This window comes from Aliidiomarina sanyensis (genome assembly GCF_003987175.1).
Classification (GTDB): Bacteria; Pseudomonadota; Gammaproteobacteria; order Enterobacterales; family Alteromonadaceae; genus Aliidiomarina; species Aliidiomarina sanyensis.
The window spans coordinates 1-15,347 of the sequence record NZ_PIPM01000003.1 but is presented as its reverse complement, the minus strand read 5'-3'; the positions used below and the strand labels follow the sequence as shown (position 1 = coordinate 15,347).

The window sequence follows — 15,347 nt, the reverse complement described above, 5'->3', positions numbered from 1 at the left end:
GTAAATCTATGAGTCGACGCCCTGTACATCAAGCGAAGCGTAACGGATACGCCGCTGAGCAACACTATTTGGCGGCGATCGGTCACGCGGCACGGCATCTTCGTTGGCAAGGGAATGCTTGGCAATTACTGGGCAGTTTTGCGCTTATCGCCCAGTTGGTCAGTGCTGCCTGGCTGCTCGGTTGGTTAGCACAAAGCCCGGTTCCCGGCGAGGAGATTCTGTCGGGCTGGACCGTGTTTGTGGTCGGCGGCTGTGCGCTCCTGATCCGTTTACTTGCGCAAGAACGCTCGGATGCAGTCCACACATCGGCGAGTCTGAAAACGATTCAAAAAGCACGTGAGCGACTGTTTAATGCGTGGCAAGTGCGTTGCGAGCGCTCAGCCCGTGCCCTGTCGGCTAAGTCGGCGCAGGTCGCTCTTGAGCCCGTCGATGCTTTACTCAACTATTTCACCCGCTATCTCCCTCTGCGCACCGCAATGTTCGTCGTGCCTTTCGTGATTTTTGTCATTGTACTCCTGCATGACTGGGTTGCTGCAATTTTTCTGGCGCTTGCCGCACCGCTCATTCCCATTTTTATGGCGCTTGTTGGGATGGGTGCGGAACGATTGAACACTCGCTACATGGAGCGTTTACAGCATCTCTCAGCGCTATTTATCGACCGATTGAGAAACCTGAGTTTGATTTTTCTCCTGCGCAAGGAACAGGCAGCGACCCGTCAGATCGCCCAAGCGTCTGATGCATTTCGGCAGACGCAAATGAAGACCCTCCGAGTCGCATTTCTGTCTTCTGCTGTGCTCGAGTTCTTTGCCGCTGTCGCGATCGCTGCGCTTGCGATATACATTGGTTTTGCTTTACTCGGTTATCTTACGTGGGGACCTGCGCCGGACTTGAGTCTTTTTTCGGGGATCTTGATTTTAATGTTAGCTCCCGAGTTTTTTCAGCCCTTGCGACAATTTGCCCATGCTTATCATGATCGCGCGGCAGCGCTCGGCGGTGCGTCCCTGTTGCTCGCAGAAGAGCACGCGCCAGCACAGAGCGCCTCAAGTCAACGAGACGATGCCGCAGGCAGCAGTTCGCGCGACATAACGCCGCCAAGCGGCTCGTTTGTTCTGCTGGAGGGACCGTCGGGAAGTGGGAAAACGACGTGGCTTCATCAATTTGCGTTGAATTCTCAAGTGCCCATCGCGCTGCAACGCCAGACGCCCTGGATCGTTTCTGGCACGGTGGCGGATAATCTTCGCTTATATCAACCTTCGGCAAGCGAGCATGAGATTGACACCATGCTCCAGAACGTTGGACTTGATGGGTTCGCACACATTGAGGTGTCCGAGCAGGGAAGAAATATATCCGGCGGTGAAGCCAAGCGTATCGCGATTGCACGTTGCTTACTCGCACCAATGTCTTACACCATTGTGCTTGATGAGCCTTTTGCGGCCCTAGACACACAGTCGGCCGAGCGAGTGCTTCAACTTATTCAACAGCGCATGAGCAAGGGGCAAACATTTGTCATTGCTGCGCACAAAACTGGGATTGCAGACTTACATGGCCTCGCAACTGAGCGGATCACCTTCGCGGGAAGTGGCCCCAGCGGTCATGAAGTGGAGATGCATTTCACGGAGGATGCGCATGGGCACAACGCCGTCTAAGGAGCAATCAGCGCATGCGATATTAGGTCCTTGGCAGCGCGATCTCAAACAAGAGCAGGCGCAGTTTCTGCTGGGCTTTTTTCTGCTGTCACTCACACTTATTGCGGGCATTGGACTTCTGGCTGTTTCCGGATGGTTTATTCTCGCCTCCGGTTTGGCTGGCGTCTTGCTAAGCGCTGGAGTCATCGTGGCGTTTGACGTGTTTACGCCGGGGGCGGCTATTCGGTCTCTGGCGCTGACACGAACACTTGGGCGCTACGGTGAACGGGTTGTTCATCATAATGCAGTACTTGCCATGCAAACGCATTGGCGGGTGGCATTATTTCGAGGCATTGTAAGTCATCCTCATCGTTATCTTACGCAATTGCGTAGTGCCGACCTGATCCAGCGACTTACCGCAGATTTGAGTCAGCTGGATTCACTGTATTTGCGGCTGCGTGCGCCACGGCGTTCTGCATGGTTAAGCACCTTTGTTGTCGCATGCGTTGTTGCGGTTGTAGTGGATAGCACACTATGGCTTGTGCTCATTATCGGTATGCTTTTGTTGAGCTTATTAGCCGCCACTTGGGGAGTGCGCCGGAGTGCGATGAACGTGAGTGCCGCAGAAGCAGCGGCTCAACGGTATTTTAGAGCGCAAGCGCTCGATTATGTGGAGGGGATGCTCGAGCGTTGTGCCGCGCATAGCCAAAGCGATGCATGTCATCAAATGCTTGCAGTGCAACATAGGTTGATCGTGCTGCATCACAAAAGGTTGGCCACATTGCGTCGTTGGCAGGCCTGTACAAGCTTTTTTGCACAAGGTGGGGTATGGCTCGGATTGGCTTATATTATCCTTGCGGTCAGAGCAGAAACGCTCTCAATGCCAATCGGCGCACTGCTGTTTTTCTCAATTTATGCCTTAAGTGAAGTGCTTCAAGCTCTCCCAGAGCAACAGCAACATTTTGGTCATGTTCTGCAATCTGCAACGCGGCTGAACGAGATCCGTAAGGACTCTGAGGAGGGTTCCGAACAAACGGTGTCAACCGGTGAATCCAATCCTTCAGACCCCGTCCTTGCTTTCAAGCAGGTGACATTAAAAGAGCGTAATAAGCTTATTTTGACGGACCTTAATTTCAGTGTTTTTCCATTCCAACAGGTTGCTGTGCTTGGCACCTCAGGCGTCGGGAAAAGTCGTTTGCTCAGCATGGCAACAGCCCTTTCGGACGTTACATCAGGTCAGGTGCAACGCCGCTTTCATGCGCTCGATGACTCGAAATTCATGGTTAACGACTGGCGTCAGGGGCTCGCTTACATCGAGCAGCAGTCGACGGTTCTCCAGGGGACGCTTGCTGAAAACTTGCGAATCGCACGTCCTCAGGCGAGTGATGATGAACTCTGGGAGGCGCTTGAATTCGCTGAGCTCGCGGAATGGGCACGAAATCGAGCAGGTGGGTTGCACACGAGGATACAAAGCCAAGGTGCAAATATCTCAGGGGGGGAGGCAAGAAGACTTCAGTTTGCCCGTTTATTCTTACAAGATTCCCCAGTCGTTTTCTTGGATGAGCCCTTTACGGGTCTTGATCCCGTATTGCGCGACAAACTGAAAGGGAAGCTCTCTGATTGGCTCGCTTCCCGTACCTCATTGATGGTGGCCCATGATCTCGCCATGCTGCCGAGGGTCACCGATGCGTATCGCTTACACGGCGCCACCCTTTCAAAGCTGGATTGTTCCACATCAAACTTGTCCGATAAATAACTTGATACGCTGATGTCGAGGTGGGCGTGACATTGAGTTGCCGATTCCTCCGCGTTCAAGTGGCAGACCGAGCACTTGCACGCTAGGTTTATTGCTAATAACGCGGCAATTGAAAAGGAATTATTGAGGCTATGAAAATTGTTTTCTTAGGTGGCACGGAGACCGTCACCGGCTCCAAGTATTTAGTCGAAACGCAAACCACGCGAATTCTCGTTGATTGTGGTTTGTTTCAAGGCTACAAATGGCTGCGCAAACGAAATTGGCATCCACTCCCGCTCGGTATTCAAGATGTCGACGGTGTCGTGTTGACCCATGCCCATCTTGATCACTCAGGATTTCTTCCTGTTCTCTACAAGCATGGCTACCGAAATCCTGTCTTTGCTCATCATGCAACTGCGGACCTGTGCAGAATTCTTTGGCCCGACAGTGGCAAGATTCAAGAAGAAGATGCCAAGTATCTTGAACGCCATAAGCTGAGTAAACACGAGAAGCCCGAGCCGCTTTACACGGCTGAAATCGCGACCAAGGCGTGCAAGTTGTTTCGTGGTGTTGAGTTTGGGCAAAGGTTTCAGATTGGCGATATTCAGATCACGTTGTCACCTGTTGGGCATATTCTCGGTGCCGCCTGTGTTTTTCTTGAAGCGGAGGGGAAGCGGATCGGCTTCTCCGGTGATGTAGGGCGATATGATGACCCACTGATGAAAGCGCCAAAGCCAATCGCTCCGGTGGATGTGTTGTTGCTTGAATCAACCTATGGCGACCGACGACATGAAGCGTCGGATATCGAGGCGGAGCTGGCGGAAGTTATTCAAGAAACTGCGAAAAGCGGCGGAATGCTCATGATTCCCAGTTTTGCTGTCGGTCGGGCACAACTCATGCAGCATCTGATTGTAAAACTGATGGATGCAGGAACCGTGCCGCGGATTCCTGTATTTCTGGATAGTCCGATGGCAATTTCGGTCTCTGATATCTATCGGGCCCATCATGAATACCACAAATTGACTGAAGCTGAATGTCGTCGGATTGAACAGGTGGTGGAATATACCCACTCTGTTGATGAGTCAAAGGCAATCGCCAATATCAATGGCCCCCACATTATTATTGCAGGGAGTGGTATGGCCACCGGGGGACGGATTCTCCATCACTTTAAGCACGGATTGAGTGACCACCGATCGACGGTGTTGTTTGCTGGATATCAAGCCGGCGGAACGCGCGGCGCAAAAATGTTGCAGGGTGTCGAGCATATAAAGCTCCATGGAGAATGGATCCCGATTCGCGCGAAGATCAAGAACCTTGAGGGTCTCTCGGGTCATGCGGACTACATTGAGTTGCATCAATGGCTCGGTGAGTCGAATCTCGCGCACGGCACGCGCATTCAGCTTGTTCATGGAGAACCCGAGGCATTGGAAACGTTCCGAGATTTCCTCAGCGAACACACTTCTTTCGATGTCGACATTCCAGATTACATGAGTATTTTGCATTTATAAGAAGTTGAGGTTGCGATGAAACCGGATCTTCACGACCAGAATGTGGCCCACAGTCAGCCAGTCGAAGCGATACTTCAACAGTATTCGGTGAAACCTCACGATGGGTTGAGTGAGGAACAGATTACCCGTCAACGGATTCAGTATGGACTGAATACGCTTCCAGTGGCAGCGCCGAACCCGTGGTGGAAGCGGTTGCTTCGTCAGTTCCATAATCTCCTGATTTACGTGCTATTAGTGGCGGCGATCTTGGCGGGTATGCTGGCTGAATGGCTCGATATGGCAGTCATTCTGGCTGTTGTTCTGGTCAATGTACTCATCGGCTTTATTCAGGAAGGAAAAGCTGAGCGCGCGCTGAGTGCAATTCAATCGATGTTGAGTTCTGAAGCGCGAGTGGTTCGTGGCGGTGACCATACGGTGATTGATGCACAAGAACTCGTCCCCGGCGATATCTTAATTCTTGAAGCGGGGCAGAAAGTGCCCGCGGATGTTCGAATTATTGAATCCTCATCGTTGCAATGCCAGGAGGCGGCGCTTACCGGCGAGTCGGTCCCAATTAGCAAGCAGACGGATGCAGTTGACGTAGAGGCTCCGCTTGCGGATCGACGGACTATGGCGTTTGCCGGGACCCTGATTACCTATGGGCAGGGGGTGGGGGTTGTCACGGCGACGGGGCGGCACACCGAACTTGGTTTAATTAACCAAATGCTTGGGCGAGTGGACTCCCTGGAAACGCCATTGATAAAGCAGATGAATATTTTCGCTCGATATCTGACGTATGTAATTCTCGGATGTGCCGCACTGCTGTTTTTCTTGGGGTGGGTTCGTGGTTATGAGCTCGCCTATTTATTTATGGCTGTGGTGAGTCTGGTTGTTGCTGCGATTCCAGAGGGATTACCCACCATACTTACGGTTGCACTTGCGCTGGGTGTTACCACAATGGCTTCTCGACACGCTATCATTCGGCGCTTGCCAGCGGTCGAGACGCTCGGGGCGGTATCGACCATTTGCTCGGATAAAACCGGCACGTTAACGCGCAATGAAATGATGGTGGTCAGTGCCTTAACTGAACACCAAGCATACGAGGTGACTGGCGAGGGATATGCATCCGAGGGAACAATTGAAAATTGGCATAACGATGACGATGCACTGCTTTGGATGACCCGTATTTCGGCGCTCTGTAATGATTCAACATTCAAAGAGCGCGATGGTGTCCGCATCGTTCTCGGCGATCCGATGGAAGCGGCATTACTTGTTTTTGCGGAGCGCGCAGGACGATCAAATCGTCGGCTAACGCCTGAATGGCCACGTCTAAAGACGCTTCCATTTGATTCTTCCCACAAATACATGGCGACGCTTCATGGGTATCAAGACGAACAAGGCGTGGAGCATTTTTATGTGTTCGTGAAAGGGGCGCCTGAACAGCTTTTGAAGCGTTGTGAAACGGACACCGATTATTGGCATAACCAAATTGCAAAACAGGCACAGGAGGGACGTCGTGTACTGGGCTTTGCTATGTGTGAGGTGAACGAAGATACCGTTCTATCTCACGAAACGCTTGCAAGCGGACTTCGCTTTTTAGGGATTACGGGTCTCATTGACCCTCCACGTGCAGAGGCGATCCAGGCGGTTCGAGAGTGTCAAGAAGCGGGAATTGCGGTGCGGATGATTACCGGAGATCACGCACTCACTGCCTCTGCGATTGCTGCACAACTTGGAATCACACATGCAGATCACGTGCTGACTGGTGCTGATCTTGAACGCATGTCGGATGACGAATTGATAGAGCGCGTTCATGATACAGCTGTGTTTGCGCGGACCACACCTGAGCACAAGCTGAGACTCGTGCAAGCGCTGCAAGCCCATGGCGATATTGTTGCCATGACGGGCGATGGCGTAAATGATTCACCGGCCTTGAAGCAGGCCAATATCGGCATCGCAATGGGCAAGAGTGGGACCGACGCGGCGCGCGAAGCCAGTGAAATGGTACTCACGGATGATAACTTTGCATCAATTGTCCATGCAGTTCGCGAAGGGCGTACGGTCTACGACAACTTAAAAAAAGCCATCAGTTTCTTGCTTCCGGTCAATGGCGGCGAGTCGCTTGCGATTATGCTAGCGCTTATTTTTGCTTTGACGCTTCCGATCCTTCCGTTGCAGATCTTGTGGGTGAACATGGTGAGTTCGATTGTGCTTGCCCTCGCGCTCGCGTTTGAGCGAGGGGAGCGCGATATCATGCAACGGCCACCTCGACCCGCTCGTGAAGCACTCCTCTCGGGCGCCTTATTATGGCGGATTACTTTGGTTTCTGCGCTTTTCACGATTGGAATTTTCGGAATCTTTCAGTGGGCTAGCCAGCAAGGGTTTAGTGACGGCTATGCGAGAACCATGGCAGTGAATACCTTGGTGGCGATGGAAGTCTGGTATTTATTTAGTGTCCGCTACTTGCGTCGGAAGTCATTTTCGCGCGAAGGAATAAAAGGCACGCGTCCAATCTTTTATGCGGTTAGCTTGGTATTTGTATTGCAGCTTATCTTCACTTACGCGCCATTTATGCAGCAATGGTTTGCAACCGAGGGTCTGCGCTTTGAACACGGACTGTTGTGTATCGGAGTTGGGGTTCTGGTCTTCGTGATTCTCGAGGTTGAGAAATTCCTTCGCACATGGTTGCAAAGCCGAAAAATCAACGATGCTCAGGCTCACGGTTAATTCCGCATCAAGTTGGGCAGAAATACCGTTTATGACGTATACCTGTGAGATACCCGATAAATGGATGACGGTTTTAAACTGAGGGATTCTCGTGCAGATTATTCTAATCTTCGTTGCCTTGGTTCTTTTGGGCGTCGTTGGGTTTTATATACGGCAAGTGAAACGCTATCAACAGTTGCTTCTCGCCGAGCAAGCTGCATTGCGGCTCGTCTTAAGTAATGTGGATGTGTCCCTTAAGTTGCGCGAAATTTGTCGCTTGATCGAGGCACAAATTCCAGGCGCTATGTGTTCTGTGATGCTTGCGGATCAGGACAAGCAGACGCTAAGCCCTTTTGTTTCAATTGGCCTGCCGCAGGATTTTCTCGCGCATTTGCATGGCTTCCCGATTGCCGATAAAAACGGGGCATGCGGTGATGCCGCTTTTCATAAACAACCTGTCTTTGTGCCGGACCTCCGTCAGGACGCGCGTTTTCAGTCATACCTCGGGCTTGCAGACCAGTACGGGCTTGTGGCGTGCTGGTCGCAGCCATGTATGGATCTGCAAGGTGATATTCTTGGAACCTTTGCGTTGTATTTTAAGCGCGTCTCGAAGCCTCGTTCTGATCACCTTCGTTTGTTGGAGCAAGCGAGGGAGCTGACGGTGCTTATTCTTACGCGTGAGCGAGAACAAACCGAGCTGAGTACCCTCAAACGCGGTGTTGAAGCAAGTGTGAATGGCGTGGTCATTGCGGACGCCAAGCGCCCGGGTTGGCCGCTTGTCTATGTGAATCCAGCCTTTGAGAAAATGACGGGCTATGCGAAGGATGAGATGTTGGGAAGGAATTGTTCGATGTTGCAAGGAGCCGACACGGATCCTCGCGCAATCGAACAGATCCGAAACCGCTTGATAAAGCAAAAAGATGTTCAGACAACACTCAAAAACTATCGAAAAGATGGCACCCTATTTTGGAATGACTTGTATATTGCACCGGTACGGGACAGCGCGGGCGAGCTGACTCATTTTGTTGGAATTCAGAACGATGTAACGGAACGCAAGCAGCAAGAAGACGAGTTGGCTTGGCATGCGACCCACGATGTATTGACCCGATTGCCGAACCGGATGTTGCTTGAAGATCGGCTGGCGCAGGCATGGCGATCGGCGCAACGCCACAACGAGAGTCTTGCGGTCATGTTTCTTGATTTAGATGGCTTCAAACCGATCAACGATAGCTTAGGGCATGATGTAGGTGACAGCTTATTGCAGCAGGTGGCCGTTCGTTTGGTTAGATTGATTCGCGATGGCGATACGCTGGCCCGCTTTGGTGGTGATGAGTTTGTTGTTGTCTTAGCGAGTCCAGTTAACGAGGCCGACGCGAACCGAATTGCAGAGCGGTTGCTCGTGGCTGTGAGTGAGCCCTTTACGGTGGGTGAGCGGCGTTTAACCCTGACCGCAAGTATCGGCCTAAGTTTGAGTCAGCCTGATACAGAAAATCCCTCTGTGCTTATTCAACAAGCCGATATGGCTATGTATAAAGCAAAGCGCCGTGGGAATAACAATTACGAATGGTTTAGTGATGCAATCAATGAGAAGTTAGAGCACCACGTTATGATGCGCCATGAACTCCATACCGCCGTAACTAACGACGAGTTTTTCTTGGAATATCAGCCCATATACCGAACAAATGGTCAGGTCGTTGGGGCTGAGGTTTTGATTCGGTGGCGTCATCCAACCCGTGGCATTATTCCGCCTGGTGAATTTATTACCTTGGCAGAAACGACCGGGCAGATCATCGCGGTTGGCCGATGGGTCTTGGAGCAGGTATGCCGAGACATCCCACGACTCAAAGCGCTGGGCATGGAGCGGGTGGGCTTGAATCTTTCGCCTATCCAATTAAATCGCCAAGGCTTTTTTGAAGAATTGCTTGAGATGACACGTCAATACAAGGTGTTGCCCGAATGTATTGTGATTGAGCTGACGGAGAATGTTCTGGTCAGTGAGCTCTCCAATGCGGTTCAGACCCTTGAGGAGCTCCATGATGCAGGTTTCAAGATTGCCCTCGATGATTTTGGAACGGGTTATTCGAGTTTGCGTTATTTACAAACCCTGCCAATCGATATTATTAAGATCGATCGGACCTTTGTGCACGCGAGTGGCCCGAGTCACCCTTACGAGCCGATCGCCCGCGCGATGCTAGCACTTGCGCATGAGTTGGGGGTCGATGCGGTCGGAGAAGGGGTGGAAACGCAAGAGCATCTAACCTTTTTGAGGGAGCACCGCTGTGGGTTTGCACAAGGATTTTACCTTTGTCGACCGAAATTACTCTCGGTGCTGGAGCAAGAGTTCAGCAGCATTGCGTAATAAACTCTGATAGAATTCGCCATCGCTCGGAATAACGTACGGAAACTCTCTAGTTTTTAGGGTGAAGGGGAATCAGATAAAGATGGGAAGATTTTGGCGCCTCGCACTTGTTGCAATCCTAAGCATCCTTGTTTTAATTGGCTGCGCTTCGCTCCCTGAGCTTGACGGTCGCACGCAATCGTCGGCGTTGGGGCTAGCTGAATCGCGCCAAACGCAACTCGGTCAATCGTTTGCTCCGAAAGTGGACCTCCATCCCGGCAAATCTGGTATCTACCCATTGGATGATGCGCTCGATGCTTTCGCTGCGCGCCTTGTGCTTGCTCAGAACGCCGAGCAAACACTGGATGTTCAATATTATATTTGGCGGAACGATAAAACAGGGCGCTTACTTCTATCTGCACTCTACGAAGCTGCAGAACGTGGCGTGCGAGTCCGTCTGTTGCTCGATGATTTGAATACCCGCTCACTTGAAGGGGTGCTGTATCATCTTCACGCCCATGAGAATATTGAAGTTCGCTTGTTTAACCCATTTGTACATCGGAATTCGCGTGTCTGGGGGTTTGTGACAGACTTCAACCGCGCCAATCGGCGGATGCACAACAAATCGTTCACCGCGGATAATCAAGCAACAATCGTCGGTGGGCGCAATATTGGCGACGGCTACTTTGGTACGGATGAGAACTTACTCTTTGCTGACCTTGATGTTTTGGCAATTGGGCCGGTTGTGCAAGAGGTATCCTTAGATTTTGACCATTTTTGGGCAAGCCGGTCGGCTTTCCCGCTCGACTTTGTGGCGGATGTCACACGGAAAAGCTCTCGCTATGCGCCAGAACCCATCGCGGAAATGATGGCTGCGGAAGAAGCTGTATCAGCGTACCTTCAAACCGTATCCAATACGCCGCGCGTGCGCGCATTGATGGCGGGTGAACTCCCATTTATTTGGGCCAATGCCATTATGGTGAGTGATGACCCCTCCAAGGGGCTCGGTGATGCGGAAGGCGCACAGCTGATTTCCTACCAATTGCAGCGTGCGATTGGTAATCCAGAGCGCTATTTTGAACTTGTTTCTCCCTACTTTGTGCCGACGCGGGCGGGCACCGATGCGCTCATTGCACTGGCGGAGCAGGGGGTACAAATCACCATCCTAACCAACTCACTTGCAGCGACTGATGTTGCCATTGTGCACGCGGGCTACGCGAAATGGCGGAAGCCGCTGTTAGAGGCAGGTATCCGTATTTTTGAAATGCGTCGTATTTCGCATAATGGAGGCTCGGAGGAGGAACCACCGCCGCGCTTTGGCAGTGGTGCTGCGAGTTTGCATGCAAAAACCTTTGCGGTGGATGGCGAAAGAATCTTTGTCGGCTCATTTAACTTTGATCCGCGCTCAGTCGCCCTTAACACAGAACTTGGCTTTGTGATCGAGAGCCCAGAGCTCGCGCGTCGTATCGATCAAACCTTTGTTGAACGCATGCCGCTCCTTGCATATGAGCTTAGATTATCCCCACAAGGGCGCTTGTATTGGCTTGAGAGAAACGCAGGGGAAATTATACGCCACGACGTCGATCCGCATACCACGCGCTTTAAACGAGCAGCAGTCCGCACGCTTTCCTGGCTTCCTATTGATTGGTTGTTATGATTTTCCGATGAAATTCGGTTGTTTAGAGCAAAATTGAGGGGAAACCCTCATCTACCAAATAGTATATTACTGCTACTTTAATAGAACGATATAGTGTTCGATGTATGTCACATAAGGAAAAATAGCCTGCTATGAGTTCTGGTCTTGCCGATCATGCGTTATCAAAGCATGCAGGAGATATTTTCAGACAGCTTGCCGACAGCTTTACACATGTTGGCGAGGACGTTTTTTTTGACCTGATTACACAACGTCTTTCACATCTATTGAATGCCGATTACGTGCTGATCGCCCGTATGCATCCTCATCGCCACGTTGCCACGCCGGTTAGCTTCTACACGCCCCAAGGGCACAAGAAAATTAGCGAATACCCATTGCACGGCACGCCTTGTGAAACCGTCGGAGCGCTGGATACTTGCTACTACGCGGATGGTGTCGCTGAACTTTTTCCTGAAGATACTATGTTGGCAGATCTTGGGATTCAAGCGTATATGGGATTCCCGCTACTCAATCGAGCGGGCGAGAAGCTTGGCTTAATCGGCGTGATGCATAGTCAGCCTCTTGATTTTGAGGACGTTTCGCGCCAGGTTCTGAGGATCTCAGGAGCTCAAATTGGCGTGGAACTCGAGCGACAGGCCACCATGGCACGCATTCGAGAACTTGCCTACACGGATACGATAACCGGCCTTCCGAACCGAGCTGCCTTTACGGAGCGCCTCGAACGAGAGCTTTATGAAGCGATGCGGGAACAATGGCCTGTGAGTCTGGTGGTGTTAGATATCCGGCGCTTTAAGGAAATCAATGATACGCACGGGCATGATGTGGGTGATATTTTACTTAGCTTGGTGGCTCGCCGTATCCAAAGATACTGCGAAAAACATGAGTTCCTTGCCCGATTCGGAAGTGATGAGTTTGCCATTATTATGCCCCGCGTGAGTGGCGCTGATCTTGCACTGGCGATTGAACGGATAAAATCGGCGTTTCATGATCCTGTGAAAATTGATAGCAAGCTGGAACGATTTGTTGAGGTGAATGTTGGGGCGGCGCAATATCCTATGGATACAAAAGCGTCGGGCTCGTTATTCCAACATGCAAGCATCGCACTCGAACACGCAAAACGAGTTGAAACGAAAAGTCGAATTTATGATGCCTCCATGGGAGAGCATCTGCAGCAACAGCAATCAAAAATTGAGCGCCTCGCACAAGCGATTCGAAGCGATAAATTGAGTCTTTATTACCAACCTCAGTTTGATATTCGAACCGGTGAGTTGAAAGGGGCTGAAGCACTTTGCCGTTGGACCGACGAGCGATGGGGAGCTGTCAGTCCGGTTGAGTTTATTGCGCTTGCAGAAGAACGCGGCCTTATTCGTGAGTTAGGAGACTGGGTTGTACGCACGGCGACGCAGCAACTCAGAGAATGGTTGGATGCAGGTTTTGAATTTCCTGGTGTATTGGCGATTAATGTGTCCGCGCAGCAGCTTGATAGTCCTTATCTTGTCGATTACTTTATCAAATCAACCCAAGATATTCCGAGCCACCATTTGGGCATAGAAGTGACGGAAAGCGTCATGATGCGCTCGCCAGAGCGCGCCATGAGGTTACTTCAGAAGCTTCAAGATCGCGGGATATCCATTGCCATTGACGACTTTGGAACTGGGTACTCATCACTCAGTTACTTGAGCCGCTTTCCTGTAAATACGTTGAAGATCGACCGCTCCTTTGTTAGCAAGCTCCCGGATGATGCACATAATACCAGTCTGGTCAGCACCATCTTAGCGATGGCGAAGAACTTAAAACTCACCGCTGTAGCGGAAGGCGTTGAAACGCAAGCTCAAGCAGATATGCTCAAGGAACTCGGTTGTCAGTATGTGCAGGGCTTTATGTACGGGAAGCCATTACCTGCGGATGTATTTAGACAGACATGGCTTAAACGTAAAGCGTCCTAACGTGAACCTTCGGCAATCGTTTTCATTCCCCCTTGTTTGTGGCAAGCTAAAATAAATAATAAAGGGGGATATTATGGGATTCGGTCCTATTTTAATGCTGGTATTTATACCGGTTGCTGTGATTGCATTGATTGCCGGCTATTTAATCTGGTGGTTTCGAAAAGAAGAACAAAAGCGGCAAGATGACCTCGATTCATAAATTTTATTTGCGGGACTGAAATTAAGGTATAGAGTTAAGCCAAGTTTGAGACGCATTGTTCGGAGCTGGTTTCGCATTTATGGCCCTAATTACACCCACTACTCCGGACGATCCCGCGCGTTCGGAGCCTCAAAGCGAATCAGTCGATGAGGTGAGCCCAAAAACATCGTGTTGCGCAAATTGTCATACGCCTTTACTCGGCGCATTTTGTCATGTTTGCGGACAGGAAGATAAAAATTATATTCGCAATGTCTTTCGTTTAATCACTGAGTTATTTGGCGAAATGGGGAATTGGGATGGCCGGTTGTGGCGAACCTTGATCCCCCTGATGGTACGCCCAGCCTTTCTTTCGAACCAATATGTGGCAGGGAAACGAGCGCCTTATGTTCCGCCGTTGCGGCTCTATATTTTTGTTTCGTTGATTGCCTTCATTGTTTTCTCTAACCTGGGTTCTGGGCTGCAATTTTTAGGTACGAATGATCCCGCCGTTCAGCAAATATTTGAGGAGCAATGGGATGATTCATTGCCCCGATACAGCTCGGGGACGGGAGAGATACAAATCGGGTTCCTTGACGAAGCTCAGAATGCCGAAATCAATGCGAAGCTTCAGTTTTTACAGCAACACCCGAAAATCTTTATCGAACGATTTTTTTCACTTGCACCCCAGTTCATGCTCGTGATGCTCCCAATTTTTGCGCTATTGCTCAAAGGGCTCTACATTCTCTCTGGCCGATATTACGTTGAGCATATGGTATTAGCGCTACATACGCATGGATTCATCTTACTCTCCCTCCTGTTTATTCTCGCGATAAATCAAATATTAACCTGGTCGATTCCGCAGCTTTTCATTTGGCCTCTGGAGTGGCTTGTCATCGTGGCATGGTGGTGGATTCCGATCATGTTGCTTCTAACGCAAAAACGGTTTTATCGTCAATCATGGGGGCTGACCCTATTTAAGTTCTTTCTCACCAGCTTTATCTACAGCGTTGTTCTTGCGTGCATGTTGTTTGTCACCATTATCCTTTCGGTTCTCGGCACCTGAAATCCGTAATGGTCATCGAGGGATGACATTTCCTAAGACCTGTTTTAGGATGCCTCATGGCGTCCCGTAAGACAGGTCTTTTTACCTCGAAAGCAAGGAAACATCGTGTCATCCACTCCATCTGAATCCCAAACTGGCTTTATTGCATTTGTCGAACGCGTCGGTCGACGCATTCCTGACCCGGTTATTCTTTTTATTTGGTTTTTAGCGGGTACTCTGATTCTAACTGCCCTGATTGGTGGGCTCTCCTTTGAGACGTTTGGTGCTGCTGGAGAGCCAGTTCAGCATGAAATACGCAACATGCTCGCCAGTGAAAATGTAGTTTGGCTATTTGATAACGCGCTGCTTGCGAATTGGCTTGGCTTTGGTGGCGGTGTTCTTGGGGTTATTTTGATCGTGATGCTAGGGGTCGGTGTCGCGGAGCATTCTGGCTTGTTCGCAGCCGTCTTGAAAAAAGTCAGCCGCGGCATTCCTGAAAAATGGCTCCCTGATCCGTACCAGTACTTTTGGACACCGAGCTAAGTGAGTAAAATCACTTAACGAGGTGAATCATGAAAGCAAATAAAACACGCAAAGTCCACACACAAGAATTTAAAGCAGAAGCCCTGAAATTAG

General features: G+C 50.6%; 10 protein-coding genes. All 10 read left to right on the top strand.

Annotated features, from left to right (window positions below):
• Nucleotides 1–8 precede the first annotated feature (8 nt).
• The 10 genes from CWE11_RS03830 to CWE11_RS03790 all read left to right on the top strand — a co-directional run bounded on the left by CWE11_RS03830 (nucleotide 9) and on the right by CWE11_RS03790 (nucleotide 15,254).
• A complete protein-coding gene (locus tag CWE11_RS03830; RefSeq protein WP_126776294.1) occupies nucleotides 9–1,646 on the top strand; it encodes an ABC transporter transmembrane domain-containing protein in 1,638 nt (545 codons plus the stop codon).
• On the top strand, nucleotides 1,627–3,381 hold the full coding sequence (locus tag CWE11_RS03825) for an amino acid ABC transporter ATP-binding/permease protein (RefSeq protein WP_198675589.1): 1,755 nt from the start codon (nucleotides 1,627–1,629) through the stop codon (nucleotides 3,379–3,381). Before CWE11_RS03830 ends, CWE11_RS03825 begins: the two co-directional genes overlap by 20 nt.
• A 131-nt stretch (nucleotides 3,382–3,512) precedes the next feature.
• On the top strand, nucleotides 3,513–4,868 hold the full coding sequence (locus tag CWE11_RS03820) for an MBL fold metallo-hydrolase RNA specificity domain-containing protein (RefSeq protein ID WP_126776292.1): 1,356 nt from the start codon (nucleotides 3,513–3,515) through the stop codon (nucleotides 4,866–4,868).
• A 15-nt stretch (nucleotides 4,869–4,883) separates the two neighbouring features.
• On the top strand, nucleotides 4,884–7,574 hold the full coding sequence (locus tag CWE11_RS03815; RefSeq protein WP_126776291.1) for a cation-translocating P-type ATPase: 2,691 nt from the start codon (nucleotides 4,884–4,886) through the stop codon (nucleotides 7,572–7,574).
• Between the two features lie 91 nt (nucleotides 7,575–7,665).
• Complete coding sequence (locus CWE11_RS03810; protein WP_126776290.1) at nucleotides 7,666–9,912, top strand: putative bifunctional diguanylate cyclase/phosphodiesterase; 2,247 nt, start codon at nucleotides 7,666–7,668, stop codon at nucleotides 9,910–9,912.
• 82 nt (nucleotides 9,913–9,994) lie between these two features.
• The gene (locus CWE11_RS03805) at nucleotides 9,995–11,548 is read left to right on the top strand and encodes a phospholipase D family protein (protein ID WP_126776289.1); all 1,554 of its coding nucleotides are present in this window, start codon (nucleotides 9,995–9,997) and stop codon (nucleotides 11,546–11,548) included.
• Between the two features lie 131 nt (nucleotides 11,549–11,679).
• A complete protein-coding gene (locus CWE11_RS03800; protein ID WP_126776288.1) occupies nucleotides 11,680–13,491 on the top strand; it encodes a putative bifunctional diguanylate cyclase/phosphodiesterase in 1,812 nt (603 codons plus the stop codon).
• Between the two features lie 73 nt (nucleotides 13,492–13,564).
• Nucleotides 13,565–13,690, top strand: coding sequence for a hypothetical protein (locus CWE11_RS12205; protein WP_275540955.1), 126 nt, complete (start codon nucleotides 13,565–13,567; stop codon nucleotides 13,688–13,690).
• A gap of 79 nt (nucleotides 13,691–13,769) precedes the next feature.
• Nucleotides 13,770–14,732, top strand: a complete 963-nt coding sequence (locus CWE11_RS03795) for a DUF3667 domain-containing protein (protein ID WP_126776287.1) — start codon at nucleotides 13,770–13,772, stop codon at nucleotides 14,730–14,732.
• Nucleotides 14,733–14,837: 105 nt separating this feature from the next.
• Nucleotides 14,838–15,254, top strand: coding sequence for an AbgT family transporter (locus tag CWE11_RS03790; protein ID WP_241971719.1), 417 nt, complete (start codon nucleotides 14,838–14,840; stop codon nucleotides 15,252–15,254).
• Nucleotides 15,255–15,347: the final 93 nt, after the last annotated feature.